The following is a 19,831-nucleotide window of genomic DNA, read 5'->3' on the forward strand; positions in this document are numbered from 1 at the left end:
CTTAACCTTTTTCTACCCTTAACCTTTTTCTACCCTTAACCTTTTTCTACCCTTAACCTTTTTCTACCCTTAAAACCGCCACCTTATAGCAATTATGGCTTCTATTTCTGCTGCATCAAATACCCGGAAGGGAAGATCCTACTTTTATCGAAGCCGATGCCAGAACACTGGAAGACTCCAATACAAGCATAGGTAGACTTAGGTGATTGATTAAAAAAAACCCTTTAAACGTTGCAAGAAATTAATTAAAAGAAAATACAATCAGAGAAATACAATTCTGGATAGAGAACTGACCCAGTTAGGTTCAGATGTTTATTCTCCTTCTATCCAGAAGTTCCTGCTGTTTACCCCTGTTCCAGCCACCACTTGAGGACTTGGCCCTTCCAACCTGCTGCACGTAACCTGTGATCCGGTCATACCATTCAACATCATCCCTTTCACCGCATCGGGCGCAGGAATCCTGAAGCCCCCTCATGAGGGTCTTGCACCTGAGACAGAAGCTCAGGGCGTTGCTGTAGGCCCAGAATCCTATGTCACTACCCCTGCAGATTTTCCGTGTGAGGCCCTCAAGGGCAGCGGGGTCGGGTTTTGCCTCGCCGAGCCAGGCGTTGAATATATGGCCGCCTGGTGTGAGGGGGTGGTACTTCTCCTCGATCTTTATCTTCTGTACAATATCCACCTCTGCATTCACGGGCGTGTGGCTTGAATTGGTGTAATAGTAAGCACCACTGGTACCCTGGAGCACAGCCTCCTCAGGGTAGTGCTCATGGTCGAGCATCGCGAACCTGTGGGCAGTGGACTCTGCAGGTGTCTGGAGCACGCTCCACCTCCAGCCTGTCTCCTTCTTGAGTTCAGCTGCGCGCTCATTTATGTGCTCCACAACCCTGAGGCCGAACCTGTTTGATTCAGGGTCCTCTATACCTGAGCCCAGGTGGTACTCCAGCATCTCATTGAGTCCTGTGAATCCAAAGCTCATTGTGGCATTCTCTATCCTGTAGTAGCGCTCACCATCTATCTCCTGGGAGAGGAATGGTAGAAGGTGGTAGTCATCCAGGCAGTGCAGGGCCTGTTCTCTCCTTATCCTCAGGACCTCAACCGCCATGTCAATGTACTCATCAAGGTACTCAAAGAGTTCATCGTCATCCCTGGACTGGTATGCCACCCTTGGAAGGTTCAGGGTTATGTAGGCAAGGTTACCTGTCCTGAGGCAGTCCTCCTCCCAGTTACCTGTCCAGTTATCTGCGAGGCTTGTCCTGCAGCCCATGTAGTTGGCCATCTCACCCCGGTAATCTGCCAGCATGTTTATGAAGTAGGCTGTCCCGTACTTGGATGCCAGTTCATGGACCAGTCCAAGTTCCTCATGGAACTCACCCTTCAGTGTCTCACGCCTTATGGTGTAGATGGTGTTGGGGAAGAGGTGGGGTTTGCCGTCTGCGTCCCCCTCAAGGAGGACCTCTGTGAACGCCCTTGTCAGTAGCCTGGCCTCCTCTGCGAAGTCACCGTACACACCCACGTGCTCACCCCTGGGTCCGTAGGCTGGTTCCTCCTCAAGGAACTCGGGGACCCCAAACTCAAGGTTTATGCTTGTGAATGGCACCTGGCTGCCCCTTGCAGCGTAGGCCATGTTGAGGTTGAATATGAACATCTGGACCGCCTGTTTGATCTTTTCATAGGGAAGGCCAGAGGCGAAGGGTGCCACGAAGACGTTCCAGAGGCTCATTGCCTGGCCACCTGACATGTTCTGCTGTGATGCCAGCATTATCTCCCCTGCATGGTTCATGAGTGTTTCCAGGTGCTTTGGTGGTCCTGCCACAGATGTATGGTCACCTGTACCGTCAACCCGGAGCCCGTGCCTTATGAAGAGCCTGAGGTCATGCTGGAGACAGTTGAGGGGCCTTGCAGCGAAGAATTCGAGGTCATGTATGTGGATGTCCCCTGACATGTGGGCGTCTGCAAGCCTCGAAGGGAGTATGTGGAGGAGCGCGTACTGCTTGAGGGCCTCATCAGCCACGTACTTGTGCACTGTTTCGGGGTTGTGGATCATGTTGGCGTTGTCCCTGGAACCGTTTTCTATGAGGTTTGTTATGTTGTAGACGGGGATACCGAGACGTGTGTACCTTCTTCGGAGGGTTTCAAGGCCGTGTTCTATGAGTTTGGTGTTCACGACCTCTCTTATCATTGGAGCTGTGAGGTACTCGACGTTCAGTTTCTTGAGTTCCCTCCAGACGTCAGATGCGATTTCCCTTGCAACTTCCTCAGAAGCCCCGGCCTCCCTTACAAGGTTGTCCTCAATCTTTTTCTGGTCAAATGTCTCTATCCTGTCCCTTGATGTTCTCACCCTCATCCTGTTGGCTGCAAGGTACCTGTCTGCCAGTTCCTCATCAACCTTCTTGAGGGCATCATAAACCAGGATCTTTATCTCCTTTGTGGTTATTCCATTGTAGACTGACCTTGCAACCTCTGAGGCCACATTCTCGGAGGTCCATAGGCTGGCCCCCAGGTTCAGGAGGGATTTTACAAGTTTTTCATGGCTGAATTTTTCCCTTATGCCATTATTTTTCAGGACACATGTTTCTGCCTTTGTTGGTATGGCAGCCAGAAGACGTGAATCATCAATCACAGGATCACCATATAGCTCCTTTTAAAGTAATCAGGATGTTTAGTATTATGTTTCTCATCATATAAAAAAGTGTCAATGAGCTAAAAAATGGTCTTTACGGGCATCAGATACTCTAAAGTACTCAATTACAGTATTAAAGCCTTTAAATTTTGAAACTGTTCGCATAAAAGAAAAAGGTAGGGTTGTTTCTACTCCATTCTTATCTGCACGGCCCCTATCCTGGGTGCCAGGACATTGTAGAACAGCGCTGAAAGTGCATAGACTATGAATGCATACAGGAATGCCCCGATGGTTACAATCACCAGTAAAATTAGCCCTGTGATGTAGTCTCCGCCGATGGCTGAAACTATGAATGTTATGATCCCTATGATGAGGCCTATAACTGCAGAAATTGACCCTGTGATGAGTCCAAGTGGTATGGCCTCGATCCTGTCTATACTCATGAAGCCCTCACCGGCCTCTGTGAGTTTCAGTTTTATCGCTGTGATCTTCCCTGAGAGGAAGTTGTAGAGGAGCAGTACAATGGCTGTTCCTATGAACGCCGCTATGAAGGTCATTATGGGTGTTATGACGATGTTGACCACTGTACCAAGTGCCGTTGCAGAGCCGACCGCCGCCATGCTTGATGCTGCTGATGGTTCAACCGTCCTTGCAATGCTGACGATTGCGTTGAAGAATACCCACTGAAGGGGGGATACGAGGAGCTGGTATATGAATGTGATGATGGCGCTGACGGCTGAGAGTATGAGAGCGGTGTTCACGATGTCAAATGATTCTATCTGCTCCATGTCAATGAAACTTAGCCTTATACCGCCAAGGCGGGGTGTGAGGCCGTTGTAAATGAATGCCCTCAGGAATGATTCGACTATGCCAAGCAGGAACGCTCCGACAGGGAGAACCACCAGTCCAACAACTGATATTCCAGTGATCAAGCCCTTCAATACTTTCATTTCAGCTGGAAGTGCTGACCCTATTGCACCGGCAAATATCAGGATCAGGAGGGCAAATAGGAATGCCCATACTGCCCCTATCGATGAGTTCATAATGGTGTAGGGGACAACCCTTACAGATTTTATTTCCTTTGGCTGCATATTATCACCGGCCATATTTATGTGGTTATTGAACATATAAAACTTATGAAAACTTTATTTCAGTGTATTAAACACCATCATTCCCCTATAATCCTTGAATGGTTCAGAGCCAGTTTTCTGACTCCTCAAGGACCCTCTGGACTATCCGTGAGGCTGAACCGGTGTAGGTTTCAGGGTTCATTATCTCCTCAAGGTCATCCTCTGTAAGGTGCTCCATGATATCCTCTCTTTCAAGGACCACGTCCTTGAGGTTCATTCCCTTCCTGTTTGCCTCGATGGCGCACTGGCGTACAGCTGCGTATGCGGTCTGCCTACCCATACCCCTCCTTGTGAGCTCCGCCATGAGCCTCTCGGCCATTATAAGGCCGCCTGTGAGCTCAAGGTTCCTTTTTATGTTTTCAGGGTAGAACACCAGGTTGTTGAGCACGTCAAGTGTCAGTTTAAGTATGTAATCGGTTAGTATGCAGGCCTCAGGGAGGATTATCCTCTCAGATGATGAATTTGTGAGGTCCCTTTCATGCCAGAGGGGGTTGTTCTCGAGTGCAGCCACAACGTAGGACCTTATAACCCTTGCTATACCGCAGATCCTCTCAGCTGTTATGGGGTTCATCTTATGAGGCATTGTGCTGCTTCCGACCTGCTTCTCAGGGTCGAATTTTTCACCCAGCTCCATTATCTCCGTCCTCTGGAGGTTCCTTATCTCGAGGGCTATCTTATCGAGGGTGGTGGCTATGTTTGCAAGGACCATTATGAACTCTGCATGGTTGTCCCTCTGGACAACCTGGTTGGATATGAGGACCGGTTCAAGTCCAAGGATCTCAGATACCCTCTCATGGACCTCAAGGCCATCCTCGCCCAGGGCGGCTGTTGTACCCACGGCACCGGTCATCATGCCCACGCAGAGCCTTTCCCTGCAGGCGTCAAGTCTCTCAATCTGTCTGTGTATCTCATCTGCCCACAGGGCGAATTTCATGCCATAGGTTGTTGGGAGGGCATGCTGGCCGTGGGTTCTCCCCATGCACACAAGGTCCCTGTTCTCATCTGCCAGTTTCAGGAGGACCCTTAAAACCTCAACCAGTTTATCCCTCAGAACCCCTATGGATTCCCTGAGGAGGAGGGAGTTGGAGGTGTCAACAATGTCATTGGATGTTGCACCGAAGTGCACGTATTCACCTGCATCCCCCTCGCACTGCTCTGCCAGGGCCCTCACAATGGATGCTATGTCGTGTTTTGTCTCCCTTTCGATTTCGTTAACCCTTTCAGGGGTAACGAAAGCTGTGCTGGCCTTCCTTGCGATCTCGGCTGCGGCCTCCTCTGGTATGATCCCCAGTTCACCCTCTGCCCTTGCAAGGGCGGCCTCCACATCGAGCATCCGCTGGAGCTTGTTTTCGGCCTCCCAGATAGCCTTCATTTCAGGGGTTCCGTACCTGAACTCAACAGGATGAATGGCCATTTTAACACTCCTCAACCAGAGAACCTGAGCACAAGGCAGAATACCGCCAGTATTATGCTCATCACAACGACCTGTTCAGGTGTGAGTTTCGGTCCCTTCGTTTCCTCTTCAAAGTACCTTACAAGACCTGCTCCACTTGGTGGAAGTGTCTTTTTATCCTTCTTTGCCATGAAAAATCACCATGAGTACTGATAGATAATCTATTATATCTCTGACGGTACCATATAATATAAGTTTAAGTTTATCACCTGATAATAGGGAGGAACTGCACCCTGCTGGATGCGTGATTGACCATGATTGATTACTTCAATGAGCTTGAAAGGGAGACTGAACGCCTCTATGAAATTGCAGGAAAGGCAAGGGCTAAGGGCCTTGACGTTAGCACCAAACCTGAGATACTCCTGGCAAAGGACCTTGCTGAACGTGTTGAGGGACTTGTGGGCCCTGAAGGTATAGCCGAGAGGATAAAGGAACTTGAAAGTGACAGGGGACGAGAAGAGGTTGCGTTCCAGATAGCGGCAGAGATAGCATCCCAGCCAGTCCCTGATGATGACCCCTCTGAAAGGGAGGGACTTGCAGACCAGGCCCTCAGGACCGCCCTTGCAATACTGACAGAGGGTGTGGTGGCAGCCCCCCTTGAGGGTATAGCGAAGGTCAGGATAAAGGAGAACTTCGACCGTTCAAGGTACCTCGCAGTCTACTTTGCGGGGCCCATAAGGAGTGCCGGGGGTACCGCAGCAGCCCTTTCAGTCCTTATAGCCGATTACATACGCCTCGCCATAGACCTTGACAGATACAAACCCATCGATAGGGAGATAGAGAGATACGTGGAGGAGGTTGAACTATACGAATCAGAGGTTACAAACCTCCAGTACAGCCCCAAACCAGATGAGGTGCGCCTTGCAGCCAGCAAAATACCTGTGGAGGTTACAGGGGAGCCAACAGACAAGGTGGAGGTATCCCACAGGGACCTTGAGAGGGTTGAGACGAACAACATACGCGGCGGGGCCCTCCTCGCCATGGTTGAGGGGGTGATACAGAAGGCCCCAAAGGTCCTCAAATACGCCAGGCAGCTGAAACTGGAGGGTTGGGACTGGCTTGAGAAATTCTCAAAGGCTCCCAAGAAGGATGGGGGTGAGGATAAGGTTGTTGTGAAGGCCGACAGCAAATACGTGGAGGATATAATCGGCGGCAGGCCCGTTCTGGCTTACCCCTCAAGGAAGGGGGCATTCAGGTTAAGGTATGGGAGATCACGGAACACGGGGCTTGCGGCCATGGGAGTTCACCCCGCCACCATGGAGCTGCTGGAGTTCCTGGCTGTGGGGACCCAGATGAAAATTGAAAGGCCAGGTAAGGGAAACTGCGTTGTCCCTGTGGACACAATAGAGGGCCCCATAGTTAAACTCAGGAACGGTGACGTCATCAGGGTTGAGGATGTTGAAACCGCCAGGCGGGTGAGATCCGATGTTGAGGAGATACTATTCCTGGGGGACATGCTGGTTGCCTTCGGGGAGTTCCTCAGAAACAACCACGTCCTCATGCCCGCAGGCTGGTGTGAGGAATGGTGGATCCAGACCCTGCTCTCATCAGAGGATTACCCTGAGAGCGACCCCCTGAACCTCGCCCACCACAGGTACAGCTGGAATGATCTCAGGGTGGGGGCTGAGGAGGCCTTCAGGATTTCAGAGGAGTACGGTGTGCCCCTCCATCCCCGCTACACCTACTTCTACCATGACGTGACTGTCGATGAACTCAACAGGCTCAGGGAATGGTTGAACACCGGCAGATTAGAGGATGAACTGTTCCTGGACCTTAAACCCGAGAAGCGAATACTGGAGATCCTTGGCGTTCCCCACAGGCAGGAGAAGTCAGGGGTTATCATTGGATACGATGACGCCTTCGCACTCCTCAACACCCTCAAGGGGCCCCTTGAAGATTCAGATGACACTCTGGAGGCCATTAACAGGGTTTCAGGTGTCAGGATAATGAAGAAGGCCCCCACCTACATAGGTACACGTGTTGGCCGGCCAGAGAAAACCAAGGAGCGCAAGATGAGGCCCGCGCCCCATGTACTCTTCCCCATAGGAAAGTATGGTGGAAGCCGGCGTAACATACCCGATGCAGCAAAGAGGGGCTCCATTGTGGTTGAGGTGGGAAGGGCCACCTGTCCATCATGCAGGGTCAGTTCAATGCAGTCCATATGCCCCAGCTGTGGTTCGAGGACAGTGATAGGTGAACCCGGGAAGAGGAAGATCAACCTTGCATCCCTCCTTAAAAGGGCCGGTGAAAATGTATCCGTCCGTAAGATGGATGAGATAAAGGGTGTTGAGGGTATGATATCCTCTGATAAATTCCCTGAACCCCTTGAGAAGGGTATACTGAGGGCCAAGAATGACGTATACACATTCAAGGATGCGACAATCCGCCATGACTCCACCGATCTTCCCCTGACACACTTCACCCCCAGGGAGGTTGGTGTCCCTGTCAGTAAACTGCGCGAGCTCGGATACACCCACGACTGCTACGGGGAGGAACTTGAGAGGGACGACCAGATACTTGAACTCAAGGTCCAGGACGTGGTCATATCAGAGAACTGCGCCGATTACCTTGTAAGGGTTGCGGGTTTTGTTGATGATCTCCTTGAAAGGTTCTATGGCCTTGAAAGGTTCTACAACGTTAAAACAAGGGATGACCTTGTGGGGCACCTCATAGCTGGTCTCGCACCCCATACATCTGCCGCTGTTCTTGGAAGGATCATAGGATTTACAGAGGCCTCTGCATGCTACGCCCACCCCTACTTCCATTCAGCCAAGAGGAGGAACTGTGACAGCGACGAGGACTCGGTCATGCTCCTCCTGGACGCCCTCCTAAACTTCTCAAAGTCCTACCTCCCGAGCACCCGTGGGGGCAGCATGGATGCCCCCCTTGTTCTCTCAACAAGGATAGACCCCGAGGAGATCGATGATGAATCCCACAACATAGACACCATGCAGATGATACCCCTTGAGGTCTATGAGAGAAGTTTCGAACATGCGAAACCAACAGATGTGCTTGATGTTATAGATAACGTTGAAAAGCGCCTCGGAAAGCCTGAACAGTACAGTGGACTCATGTTCTCCCATAACACCTCCAGCATACATGCAGGTCCCAAGGTGTGCCTCTACAAGCTACTCCCCACCATGAAGGAGAAGGTGGAATCCCAGATAAGCCTCGCAGAGAAGATAAGGGCCGTGGACCAGAGGGCTGTTGTTGAGGGTGTCCTCATGTCCCACTTCCTCCCCGATATGATGGGTAACATCAGGGCATTCTCAAGGCAGAAGGTGAGGTGCACCAAGTGTAACCGCAAGTACCGCCGCATACCACTCAGCGGGGAGTGCCGGTGCGGCGGTAACCTTGTGCTCACCGTCTCAAAGGGCTCGGTTATAAAGTACCTTGAGATATCAAAGAACCTCGCATCAAGGTACCCCATAGACCCCTACCTCATGCAGAGGATAGAGATACTGGAGTACGGTGTGAACTCCCTCTTTGAGAGTGACAGGTCAAGGCAGAGCTCCCTGGATGTATTCCTCTAACCCATAATTCCCCCTACTTCTCTCTTAACCTTCTTGCAGGTGGAGTGTATCCCCTGAGTGAGAGTGACAGTGAAACCACAGTGACTGAGCTCAGGGCCATTGCAAGGCCGGCGTACTCTGGCCTGAAAACCACGCCCAGCGGGTAAAGGGCACCGGCAGCCACAGGGATAAGTATCACGTTGTAGGCGAAGGCCCAGAAGAGGTTCTGCTTTATCCTTGAGATGACCTTATCTGCAAGTTGAAGGGCGGCTGCGGTATCAAGTGGGTCATCGCCAACAAGGACCACCTCACCGGCCTCCTTTGCAACATCAGTTCCTCCTCCCAGTGCAATCCCAAGATCTGCCTCTGAGAGGGCGGGGGCATCATTTATACCATCACCCACAAAGGCAACTCCCAAACCACGTGATCTGAGCTCAGATACCCTTGATGCCTTATCCTCAGGCAGGACCTCGGCGATGACGGTGCTGATTCCCACCTCCCGTGCCACCTTCTCAGCCGTCCTCCTGTTATCCCCCGTTATCATTGCTGTTCTGATTCCCATCCTCTCAAGTTCCCCTACAGCGGCTGCTGCGCCGGGTTTTATCCTGTCAGAGACCGCCATAGCCCCCCTAAACTCTCCATCAACTGCAACCATGACGACTGTCTTCCCCTCTGATTCTAATTTCTCAGCATCCCCCGGGATCTCAACACCGTATTCACCCATTAGGGCCCTGTTACCTGCAATTACCTGGTGGGAATTGATTTTACCCTCAAGACCCTTTCCTGGGATGGCCCTGAACTCTTCAACGTCAGGTATCTTCAGGCCCTCCCTCATGGCCCTCTCTGTGACCGCAACTGCGATGGGGTGCCTCGATCTGGCCTCAAGGGCGGCTGCATACTCCAGCACGTCCCCAAAGATGTCTGTAACTTCAGGTTTCCCCTCTGTAAGTGTGCCGGTCTTATCAAATAGTACGCAGGATATTCTACCTGCAACCTCAAGTGCCTCGCCCTTCTTTATGAGTATCCCAAGCTCGGCACCCCTTCCTATGCCAACAGTCACCGCAGTTGGTGTTGCAAGTCCAAGGGCACAGGGACAGGCCACAACGAGTACCGAGATCAGTACTGTGACCGATATTAGAAGACCGGCCCCCTCAACAAGGTACCAGAATAGAAATGCTGCCAGTGCAACCATGAGGACTGATGGTATGAAATAGGACACCGCCCTGTCGGCGATCCTCTGAACCGGTGGCTTTGATGCCTGGGCCTCATCAACAAGCCCGATAATCCTTGAAAGGAATGTCTCATCACCTGTTCTTTCAACCCTGAATCTCAGCACCCCATCGGTGTTTATGGTCCCTGCGATAACCTCCGATCCCCTGTTTTTAAGTATCGGGAGCGGTTCCCCCGTGATCATGGATTCATCGACATATGATTCGCCATCCAGAACCCTGCCGTCGGCAGGTATCCTGTCACCTGGCCTCAGAACAACCTCGTCACCTTCAACCAGTTCATCAGACCTGACCTCAACCTCCTCTCCATCCCTGAGAATGGTGGCGGTGTCAGGCTGGAGTTCCATGAGCCTCCTTATCGCCCCTGATGTCTTTCCCTTTGCTCTTGACTCAAGGTACCTTCCAAGTGTCAGAAAGGATGCCAGCATCAGGGCTGTCTCATAGAACATGAAACTCGATGGGAGAACCCCCGCGGTGCCAAGTAAACTTGAAAGGAAAGCCACCCCTATACCCATGGAGTACATAACATCCATGTCAAGTGTTCCTGATCTCAGGGCCCGCAGTGCACCGCGAAATATCGGTCCGGATACATATGCAAATGGGACCGCAGAGACCAGGAGCATGAAGAGGCCCTCATTTACCGGCAGATGTATACCAAGGTACATCATTGCCATGAGCGGCAGTGAAACACCAAACCCCACAGCTATCCTTTTCAACTTTGGACCCTGATCCTCCTGGATCTCCTCATCACCCTCGGTTCCCATGAATTCATAGCCTAGATCCTCAATGATCCTCCTGAAATCCTCTGCTGATGTGAGGGATGGGTTGTAGGCTATGTATGCCTTTCCGGCTGCAAGGTTGACTGTTGCATCGCTCACACCCTCAAGCTCCTTCAGGGCCGATTCTATCCTCTGTGCACACATCGCACAGCTCATACCCCCTATGAGAACAGCCAGGTGTTCATTGATTACACTGTAACCTGCTTCCTCTATGGCGGCCTCCATTGATTGGAGCCCCACAGTTTCAGGATCATACTCAACAGAGACCCTGCCCTCAACAAGGTTAACCGCAGCATCAGATACTCCTTCAAGCTTCTTAAGTGACTCCTCTATCTTGAGGGCGCATGCTGCGCACCCCATTCCACCTATCCTTATCGTTATCCTCTTCATCCACTACACCCACAAAGTAAGCGAATATCAGTTGCCTGTGGGTGACACGGGCCTCGAGGTGGCCAGGCACCCCCTTAACACGCGCAAACATCAGTCGCACGGGGACCTGTAGATCACACCATCCCGTATAACCCACTGAATATTTTCAGAGTCTGAAAGTTTTTCAATCTCCTCAACCGGATCGGCATCGGTTATAACAATATCTGCTATCTTACCCTTATCCAGAGTCCCTATACGGTCTTCCCAGCCCATGCACTCTGCTGCATGCACAGTTCCAGCCCTCAATGCTTCCAGAGGCTCCATACCTATTTCTGTAAGATAAGAGAGTTCCATGAGATTCCTGCCATGTTCAATAACCCCTGAATCGGTTCCCATGACTATCCTCACCCCCTTTTCATAGGCTGTTTCCATGTTGTCCCTGTGCACCCTGGCTACTTCAATGGCGTCCTTTCTGCTGTATTCAGGGAGTTCACCGCGCATGGCCTTTCTGCAGTTAAGGCGGGTTACAAGGAAGGTTGGTACAAGGTAGACACCTCTTTCAGACATTTCAGCTGCTGTTACTCCATCGATGTATGTACCATGTTCAACAGAATGCACCCCCGCCCTAAGGGAGTTTTTTATGCCCTGGAGTCCATGTGCATGGACCATAACCCTTTTACCTCTGAATGATGCCTCCTCCACCACTGCAGCAAGTTCTTTAACCGTGAACTGTGTATCCAATGGGGAATCCGTGCTGCTCATAACACCCCCAGTTGCCATGACCTTCACAACATCTGCACCTGCCCTAAGGACCTCCCGGGTCTTCCTGCGCACCTCAGGGATGCCATCACAGATACCTGATGGCAGACCAGGGTATATTCTCTCAATGTTCAGTCCCGAGCGGGTGTGGAAGTCAAAGTGTCCTCCGGTCACTGATAGGGGTGTGACACTTATCTGCATGCGGGGTGACTGGATCATGTGGGTTTCAGAGGCCATTCTGACACCCATATCAGCCAGCCCCGCATCCCTTACCGTTGTAACACCCGCATGGAGTGTTTTACTCATGTTTTCAAGTGCCCTGTAGAAGTAGAGTGAGAGGGGATCTTCAAGTTTGCTCTCCACCCTGAATCCATCCTCCATGATATGCACATGGAGGTCTATGAAGCCTGGTAGAATGAATCTGTCTGAGGCGTCAACCACATCAATACCCTTTATGTGCCTCTCAACAGACTTTATTTTTCCTTTATCTATCAGAATGTATCTTCTCTCATGATCTCCTGATTCAAGGTCTACAAGTTCCCCCTTTACCGCGAACCTCATTGAAACACCTGTTAGAATAATATGAACCTCAAGAAAATTATATATTTTGATTGTAACCTATAATTATATGACAGTGGGTGATGTTATGGGTCTTGCATCATTAGTTGGCGATGAAGAAGGGCAGGGCGCAGCCGAGTACATCCTCCTCTTTGGGGGTGTGATCGTTATTTCAATTGCGGCGATACTGATTTACAGGTCATACTTCCAGAGGAGCAACCTGAACTCTGCACAGGACATCCAGAATGTGAGAAGCAACATCAATGGCTCGGATGCCGCTAATGGGAGTGCAAATAATTCAACATCCCCTGGTCCTGTTCCCGAACCAGAACCCATAAAACCACCAGGTAAACCCATAAAACCGCCTGTGGTTCCACCTGTTGAACCCAACCCAACAATATAGGTGTATTATATTGATTGAAGATGAGGCAGGACAGTCATCATCAGAATACATACTTCTATTTGGGGCCATAATAGTGGTTGCGATCCTGGCGCTTGTAATCTACAGGTCATACTTCCAGAGGAGCAACCTGAACTCTGCACAGGATACCGGTGAGGTTCGGAATAATACCGATACCGGGGAAACCGAGGGGGGTGGTGCTCCTCCCGTAAACAACAGTTCAGAGCCGCCTGTGCCACCATCAGTCCCCTGACCTGATACCATACCATGTAATGATGGATGCTGCCATCACTGCCCCTGCAATGTTCATGGAAAGATCCCTCATGGTATCAGAGTAGAGGATGGCGGATGGCTCATAGTAGACCGCATAGCCTGTAATCTCATATAGGAGACAGAAGAGAACCGCTGCTGACACCATGAATGCAAGTTCATCCCACCCATCCAGCCTCTCAAGTGTATCATCAAAAACCGTGGATGCTGCAAGGACAGCCAGGGACCCTGCAATGAAGTGTTCAGCCATGTTAACTGCCACAGGGTCAATGAGGGTCACTGAAGACTTCAGTGCAAGCTCAGCTGGAGGGTAGAGTACCGCTGCAAGATACAGTGCCTCTTTTTTAGGGGACCTCTGAGCAAATCCTGAAATGAAGAGGAATATCAGAAGACCCGCTATGAGTTTAAATCTGAGATGAGGCACTGAACCTGCAACTATAAATACTGCTGTCCACACCACAAGGAAAATCGAGAAGTATTTCCTGCCCATTTAATGGCCTCCAGGTCATTGAATAGCAGAGAGGATCTGTATCATCCTCTCATGCCAAAGATTATATATGGCTGCAAATTTATTATCTCTGGGTGATCAGCAATGGAATTGAGATTCAGCTGTAAGGCAGTTGCTGCAGGTATAATACTCACAGCAGTCCTTGGACCCGTATTCAGATTCGTGATTCCATCATTCACAGGTATACTATCAATAATCGTGGCGGCAGTGGCATGTGGTTACATTGCAGATGGTGAATATCCCGGTGGTGCCCTCAATGGGGCCATAATGGGGGCTGGTGTGGGGTTGATAAACATCCTGATTGTTTACCTTAAAACTGGATCAATGAATGCAGCCATCCTCTCAATACTCCTCTATGCCCTTGCTGGTGATGTGAGTCTCGGGATACTCGGTGGGGCTGCAGGTAGCGTCCTGAGATCCGCCACTGAATCATGACCCCCTGGTGGATGGGGCGCCCAGACCCTGATTTTCTCATTGCCCTGATTTACAGCTGTTCTTAAGGCTGTTATTGTGGAAAAACTAGATCCTGATTTTTCCCTCCACCGCGTCCACCTCAACCTCCACTGAATCCTTTAGGATGTCGGAGAGATCCGCATCTGGCCTGTCAACCATGGGTATGCCTGCCATTATGGCTCCAGTTGCAATTATTGGCTCTGCATTTGAACATATTATGGCCGCTGGTGCGGTGCCGTTCTTTGACATCTGGAATATGACATAGGATCCAACCGTTGAACCCTTACCGCCGGGTATCACAAGGACCTTTCCGCTCATCTTTCTCCCATGCAGTGGGTGCCTGGGGTCAATAACGGTACCGGTCTGGGGGTCAACACCTCCAAGGAAACTCAGAGGCTTATCTGAAATTATCACGGGACCCTTTCCCCTTCCCCTTGAAATGATTCTGCAGCTGATCTCCAAAGTAACCATCTCCATAAGATCTAACAGTTCAGACAACGTCCTTCTTCATTATCTCCCTTAAAACAGAGGTTGCATAGCATCCCTTCGGTATTGAAAATTCAACTGTGATTCCTTCAGGGCCGCTGCTGGCCGAAACATCCCATATTCTGAACCTTATGGCCCTCCTCATACCATGACTCCCAAGCTTAGGAACCTCTATGGAGTTGAAGTCCGCGAGTGAAACACCCTCCTCCTGGAGTATCCTCCTCTCAATCTCCCCGGGCTTTCCATCTGCCAGTGGCACCTTACTACCGTAGAGTGGCGCTGTTGGGTGTGCCTCAAAATTGAGGATCATCTCCTCAACCTCCCCTGGATCCGGGTCATGGATTATGTGCTGCTCATTGTCTATGATGATGTCACCCTCCACGTAGCTGTTTATGCCAAGAGCCACCCTCTCACTGACCGCCCGGTTGAAAAGGTAGGACTGATATGCATGGACGAACATCCTCTTGAGGGGCTTCGGGAGTGCGTGTACCGCGGTTATATAGGACCTTTGGGAGAGTTCTCCCTTTCTGAGGTCCCTGATGAGGACCCTGAGCATCATCCTCTCATACCTCAGTGAGGCAGGCATGAGTTCATATGCACCCTCAAGGTCCCCCATATCATATGCCCGCCTTGCCTCTGATACTAGCTCGGATTCCCCCTCAATTGGGTTTCCAATGTAGGTGTCCACTGCCCCCTTCACATCACCATGCACCAGTGCCCTGCCAACGAGGTGTGTGATTGCCCTGGGGCTTCCGAATCGCTGCCATCCATAATAGTTTGGAACACCCTTCTCCCGGAGCTCATCCAGGGCCTCCCTGGTCTTTTCAAGGGGCTCATCAGCTTCAGGGTCCCTTATGAGAATCTTAAATCTGTTACCCCTTAACTGGCCCATCCTGAGCTTTTTTTCATTGGATGTGACCTTCAGAAACCTGACATTCCTGATCCGGTCCTCTATTGCCTTAACATCTTCAGGGTCTGTATTGCTGACGCATATCCACTGCCTGGTGACTGCGTTCCTGTCCTTCATCCCTGCGAATCCCATTCTCCTCCGGTCCAGGTGCAGTTCCCTTGCGATGTCCAGGAGGACGTCCAGGGTTGTTCTACCCTCCTTCTCCAGCCATATCCATGTGTTGGGTCCGCTTCCGCTTGGCTTGATTAGTGGTAATTCCTCAACCTGGAAGTCCCTGTTATGTACCCTGATCCTTCCGCCGATTCCCTCTGTTGATGTGATGTAGGTTTCTGCATTAAGCATGATTGTACCTCAAAGCTGGAGACTGAACTGTTAACCTCTAGGTATACGGCTTTATCTTCTATCAACTATGCGTTTTGGTCTTCCCTTGACCCTGTAGAATTCAAGCTCCCCGGGTCCTGTGAAGTTGAACAGTATCTCAAAAATGCCCTCTGTATATGCCTCATAGAGGTCTCTCTTATATTTGAAGAATGCCCTTATAAAGTTCTCCCTTATTATATCCGTGGCACAGTTTTCAGGGTCCTCACACTCCAGCGACACCCTCATTGTTATTGGCCCCTCATCCTCGTCTCCATAGAGGAAGGCCTCGTATTCACCTGTTAGATAATCCATGTTCTCCCTCTGGAACACCGCGGCCTCAACGTCGACCCTGTTGAAGGGGTGTCCTGCCACCCAGAAGGTCTCAGCCTCCCTTTCAGGGTTCATTATCCTCATATGGGTCCTTCCACATTTGCACTTCTCCCTTGAGATTACAACTGTGGTGTCCTCGGTGTCATAGTTGAGGAGGAGGGTTCCTGTTTTCTCACCGACAGGCAGGAGCGTTGTGAGGACTATTCTGCCGCACTCACCATCCTCAACGAAGTCCCTCATTGTTGGATCATAAACGTCCAGGTGCACCAGGTCCTCAGGGACATGCAGACCCTCCTTGATATGGCATTCTCCGCACATGGTCCCCTCGGTGCTTCCATAGGTATTGTAGACTTCCACGCCCCATATTTCCTCCACATAATCCCTTGATTCGGGTGCGAAGCTTTCACCGCCTGCAACCAGTCTCCTTATACTTGAATCCCTGGGGTCAAGTCCCTGTTCCTTCATGCGCCTCGCGAGCCTCAATAGCTTGAATATGCTTGCAACTATACCTGTGGGACGGTAGCTCTCCATTATCCTCACAGGAAAGGTGCATTTACCCTCGGGGATTATGGTCATCCCTATCTTCTGTGCTGCCAGGGTCATGGTATTTGCACCCACATTCATGCCATAGGAGGCGCAGACCACAACCCTGTCACCCCTCTCAAATCCCTGGGATACGAATGACCTTGCGTACTTCTCCGCGTACCTCTGCCAGTCCCCCCATGTTAGGAAGAAGGATTTCGGCCTTCCACTGGTACCGCTGGTCTCATGTATGGTGTATATGTCCTCCCATGGGGCGCATCTGAATTCGAAGTCATCCCTTTCAGGGGGCTGGTTTTCCCTAACGGTTTCACCGGTTATTATCGGGAGCTCCCTTAGGTCCTCATGGCTCCTTATATCTGAGGGTCTGATACTGTTTTTCCTGAACCATTTATTGTAGAATGGGGAGTTCTCATAGGCATAGTTCACGGTATATCTTATCCTCTCCTCTATGAGGGCGTCCAGGTCCTCCCGTTCCATGGTCTCTATTTCAGGGTTGAAGTAGTTCCCCATGACAACCACACCTCCAGTTATAGATTGGAGTGCATGGGATAAAGTTTTAATGGGGTGCATGATGATGAATCATTGGGAAGTCATACCGCAGTCAAAGTGTCAGCGGCCATCAGAATTTATGATGAGAAAATTTGAAGGCCCATAAATCCCTTTAAAACTGAAAATAAATGCCCTGACCGGGACTTGAACCCGGGTAATAGGATCCGCAGTCCTACGTGATATCCGCTACACTATCAGGGCAAAATTAGGTCAATAATGAGGTTGTGGTGATCACCTATTAATATTTTTCCATGCCAGCAGTCACCTCCACACATAAAGCCTGAAGATCACAGTGCCCCGGCAGGCCACAGCGGTATCTATGTTTTCCGCATCACCCATTGAACCGCGGGAGGCAACTGTAACCTCTCCTGAACCGTTATCCATGGTCAGGTTGTAGTTCATCCCCTCAAGGGTCATGTTGAGGAATCCTGATGCCAGTGTGGAATTAGGGGACTCTGCAAGTTCCTCGAGTAATGGTTTATCTGCAGGGTAGGATGCCATCGTATCGAGGACATCTGAAGCTCCCATGGTGTCAGCCACAGGAGCCATGTGGGTGTTGATAACTGATGCTGTAAGTATGAAGACCACCGCAAGTCCAAGGACCGCATCCAGGCTTGATATGTAGCCCCCATCATCCATATGGACACCATTCACTTCCCTATGAGTTTAACAACCATGTCCTTTTTCTCTATGGCTCTCCTTGCTGCCTCCTCAACCTTCCTCTTCATCTCCTCAAAGTCATGGGGTGTTTCATCACCAACCATCTTCTTTATCTGTGTGTAGGCGGCCTCACGGAAGAGGGGTCTGAGCTCCTCCATCTCACCATCCCTTATGAGGAGGGGAACACCTGAGTCAGTGACCCTCCCCACCTCAGCTATGGGGACACCTGCACCTTCAACTGCCCTCATTACATCATGGGCGGCATCCTCAGGCGCTATTATCATTAGTGAATCAATGGATACGCCGAGGGGGTCAATTTCAAGGTCCTCAAGCATTTCAAGTACCCTTGGGTTTACCATTGACCTCACAGCCTCGGCATCGAATTCAAGGCCCACCCCGGTGGTTGATGATATCTCATGGGCATCGCCTCTGAGCCCGCCATTTGTGACGTCGGTCATTGCATGGATCACTTCAAGGAGCCCTGCCTCCATTATGGCCCCGGATGCCCTTATGAAGTTCACATCAAGGGTCTCCCATACAACATCAAAGAGTCCATGGTATATGGCGGCTGTTGTAATGGTACCCCCACCTGAGCCCTCTGTAAGGAGTATAACGTCCCCTGGCTCGGCCCTCTTCCTTGCTGTTGGGGGTGTCCCTGAAACCCCAATGGCACCCACCGCACTCACGAGTCTGTCACCGAGGACCATGTCACCACCAACCCTCAATGTGCTCCCTGCAACCACGGGTACATCAACCAGTTCAGAAACCGCCGCGACACCCGCTGTGAAGTCAAAGAGTTTGCCAACATCCCCATCATCTGCAAGGTGGAGGTCGCTTATGAGTGCAACTGGACTGGAGCCCATGACGCAGACATCCCTCAGGGCTGCCCTTGTAACATGGAACCCCCCCAGGAAGGGGTACTCGCTGAGCCTCGAGTGGATGCCGTCAACGGCAGTTGTTATGTAGACCTCCCCATTAGCGGTGTCTGTCCTTACAACACCACCATCATCCTGGGCCTCAGGATTTATGAATGCCCCGGTTTCTGTGCTTGATACGATCTCCGCGATTTTCCTGTGGACAAAGAAGTCTCCCTCTCCCCGGGATCCCACGCCCATCTCGCCCATGCCAACACCTGCAGCGGGATATGATATTATCTCCCTCAAGCCATCGTCCAGAACATCCGTCCCCAGTGTATTTCTCACCTCATATACCACCGCATCGGCCATCCTCAGGGACCTCTCGATGTCGATATCCTTGAATTCCCGTATCCTCTCTGCCAGGATGCTTCTCAGGGATTCCTCGTCCATTTGGTCTATGTTGCGCCTTACAAATCCCTCTATATCCATTGAAAACTCACCGCCTGATTATTTTCCTGAAGTTTCTCAGGATATCCAGTCCCACCTCACCGCTCTTTTCAGGGTGGAACTGGGTTGCATATACGTTACCTGCCTCAATGGCCGCTGTCATCTCAATACCATACTCGGTTGTTGCCGCCACAACGTCCTCTGCCGGTTCTGCATGGTATGAGTGGACAAAGTAGAAGTACTCATCCTCCACGCCATCAAGGAGTGGGGAGTCCCTCCTGGGGACCAGCTGGTTCCAGCCCATATGGGGGACCTTGTTTCCGGGGGGTATCCTCACCACCCTACCTGGTATGACATCAAGTCCCCTGACGCCAGGTGATTCCTGGCTCTCGGATAGGAGAACCTGGAGTCCCAGGCATATGCCCAGGAAGGGTTTGCCCTCCTCTATGTTCCTGATTATTGTGTCCCTTAAATTCTCAAGTTTATTCATTGCACTTCCAAAGGCCCCGACCCCTGGAAGCACAAGGGCATCTGAGTCATTTAGGGATTCCGGGCTGGATGTTACCTGAACATCGGCACCTATCTTTCTGAAGGCGTTTGAGATGCTACGGAGGTTCCCGCTCCCATAATCTATGATGGCTATCAATGG

At 51.0% G+C, this 19,831-nt stretch carries 17 protein-coding genes and 1 tRNA gene; 4 read left to right on the top strand and 14 right to left on the bottom strand.

Going from position 1 to position 19,831, the window contains the following annotated elements:
* Positions 1 to 304: 304 nt before the first annotated feature.
* The 4 genes from nrdD to L5462_RS01110 form a co-directional block, all read right to left on the bottom strand.
* Positions 305 to 2,620: an anaerobic ribonucleoside-triphosphate reductase gene (nrdD, locus tag L5462_RS01095; protein ID WP_237779001.1), complete on the bottom strand. Its 2,316-nt coding sequence runs from the start codon at positions 2,618 to 2,620 to the stop codon at positions 305 to 307.
* A 188-nt stretch (positions 2,621 to 2,808) separates the two neighbouring features.
* A complete protein-coding gene (locus L5462_RS01100; protein ID WP_237779002.1) occupies positions 2,809 to 3,711 on the bottom strand; it encodes a hypothetical protein in 903 nt (300 codons plus the stop codon).
* Between the two features lie 103 nt (positions 3,712 to 3,814).
* Positions 3,815 to 5,164, bottom strand: coding sequence for an adenylosuccinate lyase (purB, locus tag L5462_RS01105; protein ID WP_237779003.1), 1,350 nt, complete (start codon positions 5,162 to 5,164; stop codon positions 3,815 to 3,817).
* Between the two features lie 11 nt (positions 5,165 to 5,175).
* Complete coding sequence (locus L5462_RS01110) at positions 5,176 to 5,334, bottom strand: preprotein translocase subunit Sec61beta (protein WP_013294958.1); 159 nt, start codon at positions 5,332 to 5,334, stop codon at positions 5,176 to 5,178.
* Positions 5,335 to 5,457: 123 nt separating this feature from the next.
* Here L5462_RS01110 and polC point away from each other — a divergent pair, with 123 nt between their 5' ends.
* Entirely contained in the window at positions 5,458 to 8,736 is a 3,279-nt protein-coding gene (polC, locus tag L5462_RS01115; RefSeq protein WP_237779004.1) for a DNA polymerase II large subunit, read from the top strand.
* A 13-nt stretch (positions 8,737 to 8,749) separates the two neighbouring features.
* Here the strand turns inward: polC and L5462_RS01120 are convergent, their stop codons facing one another.
* Positions 8,750 to 11,113, bottom strand: coding sequence for a heavy metal translocating P-type ATPase (locus L5462_RS01120; protein WP_237779005.1), 2,364 nt, complete (start codon positions 11,111 to 11,113; stop codon positions 8,750 to 8,752).
* A 90-nt stretch (positions 11,114 to 11,203) separates the two neighbouring features.
* Positions 11,204 to 12,412 (bottom strand): amidohydrolase family protein, encoded by a 1,209-nt coding sequence (locus tag L5462_RS01125; RefSeq protein WP_237779006.1) that lies wholly within the window; start codon positions 12,410 to 12,412, stop codon positions 11,204 to 11,206.
* A 67-nt stretch (positions 12,413 to 12,479) separates the two neighbouring features.
* On the opposite strand from L5462_RS01125, the gene L5462_RS09290 reads away from it, so the two are divergent.
* Both L5462_RS09290 and L5462_RS09255 read left to right on the top strand, forming a co-directional pair.
* Positions 12,480 to 12,812 carry a hypothetical protein gene (locus L5462_RS09290; RefSeq protein WP_370636995.1) on the top strand — a complete coding sequence of 111 codons (333 nt, stop codon included), beginning with the start codon at positions 12,480 to 12,482 and terminating at the stop codon, positions 12,810 to 12,812.
* Positions 12,813 to 12,822: 10 nt separating this feature from the next.
* On the top strand, positions 12,823 to 13,062 hold the full coding sequence (locus L5462_RS09255; RefSeq protein ID WP_255772474.1) for a hypothetical protein: 240 nt from the start codon (positions 12,823 to 12,825) through the stop codon (positions 13,060 to 13,062).
* Here the strand turns inward: L5462_RS09255 and L5462_RS01140 are convergent.
* Positions 13,051 to 13,569 carry a hypothetical protein gene (locus L5462_RS01140; RefSeq protein ID WP_237779007.1) on the bottom strand — a complete coding sequence of 173 codons (519 nt, stop codon included), beginning with the start codon at positions 13,567 to 13,569 and terminating at the stop codon, positions 13,051 to 13,053. The genes L5462_RS09255 and L5462_RS01140 overlap by 12 nt on opposite strands.
* A 102-nt stretch (positions 13,570 to 13,671) precedes the next feature.
* Between L5462_RS01140 and L5462_RS01145 the strand changes: the two genes are divergently transcribed.
* The gene (locus L5462_RS01145) at positions 13,672 to 14,022 is read left to right on the top strand and encodes a DUF5518 domain-containing protein (protein ID WP_237779008.1); all 351 of its coding nucleotides are present in this window, start codon (positions 13,672 to 13,674) and stop codon (positions 14,020 to 14,022) included.
* Between the two features lie 84 nt (positions 14,023 to 14,106).
* Here L5462_RS01145 and L5462_RS01150 read toward each other — a convergent pair whose 3' ends face one another.
* The 7 genes from L5462_RS01150 to hisH form a co-directional block, all read right to left on the bottom strand.
* Complete coding sequence (locus tag L5462_RS01150) at positions 14,107 to 14,511, bottom strand: DUF126 domain-containing protein (protein ID WP_237779485.1); 405 nt, start codon at positions 14,509 to 14,511, stop codon at positions 14,107 to 14,109.
* Between the two features lie 19 nt (positions 14,512 to 14,530).
* Entirely contained in the window at positions 14,531 to 15,778 is a 1,248-nt protein-coding gene (gene truD, locus L5462_RS01155; RefSeq protein WP_237779009.1) for a tRNA pseudouridine(13) synthase TruD, read from the bottom strand.
* A gap of 51 nt (positions 15,779 to 15,829) precedes the next feature.
* Positions 15,830 to 17,179, bottom strand: coding sequence for a coenzyme F390 synthetase (gene ftsA / locus L5462_RS01160; RefSeq protein ID WP_237779010.1), 1,350 nt, complete (start codon positions 17,177 to 17,179; stop codon positions 15,830 to 15,832).
* A 168-nt stretch (positions 17,180 to 17,347) separates the two neighbouring features.
* Positions 17,348 to 17,419: transfer RNA gene (locus tag L5462_RS01165), tRNA-Arg, on the bottom strand.
* Between the two features lie 60 nt (positions 17,420 to 17,479).
* Entirely contained in the window at positions 17,480 to 17,857 is a 378-nt protein-coding gene (locus L5462_RS01170; protein WP_237779011.1) for a hypothetical protein, read from the bottom strand.
* Between the two features lie 11 nt (positions 17,858 to 17,868).
* The gene (locus tag L5462_RS01175; RefSeq protein ID WP_237779012.1) at positions 17,869 to 19,224 is read right to left on the bottom strand and encodes an AIR synthase-related protein; all 1,356 of its coding nucleotides are present in this window, start codon (positions 19,222 to 19,224) and stop codon (positions 17,869 to 17,871) included.
* Between the two features lie 7 nt (positions 19,225 to 19,231).
* On the bottom strand, positions 19,232 to 19,828 hold the full coding sequence (hisH, locus tag L5462_RS01180) for an imidazole glycerol phosphate synthase subunit HisH (protein WP_237779013.1): 597 nt from the start codon (positions 19,826 to 19,828) through the stop codon (positions 19,232 to 19,234).
* Positions 19,829 to 19,831: the final 3 nt, after the last annotated feature.

The organism is Methanothermobacter sp. K4 (assembly GCF_022014235.1).
GTDB lineage: Archaea > Methanobacteriota > Methanobacteria > Methanobacteriales > Methanothermobacteraceae > Methanothermobacter.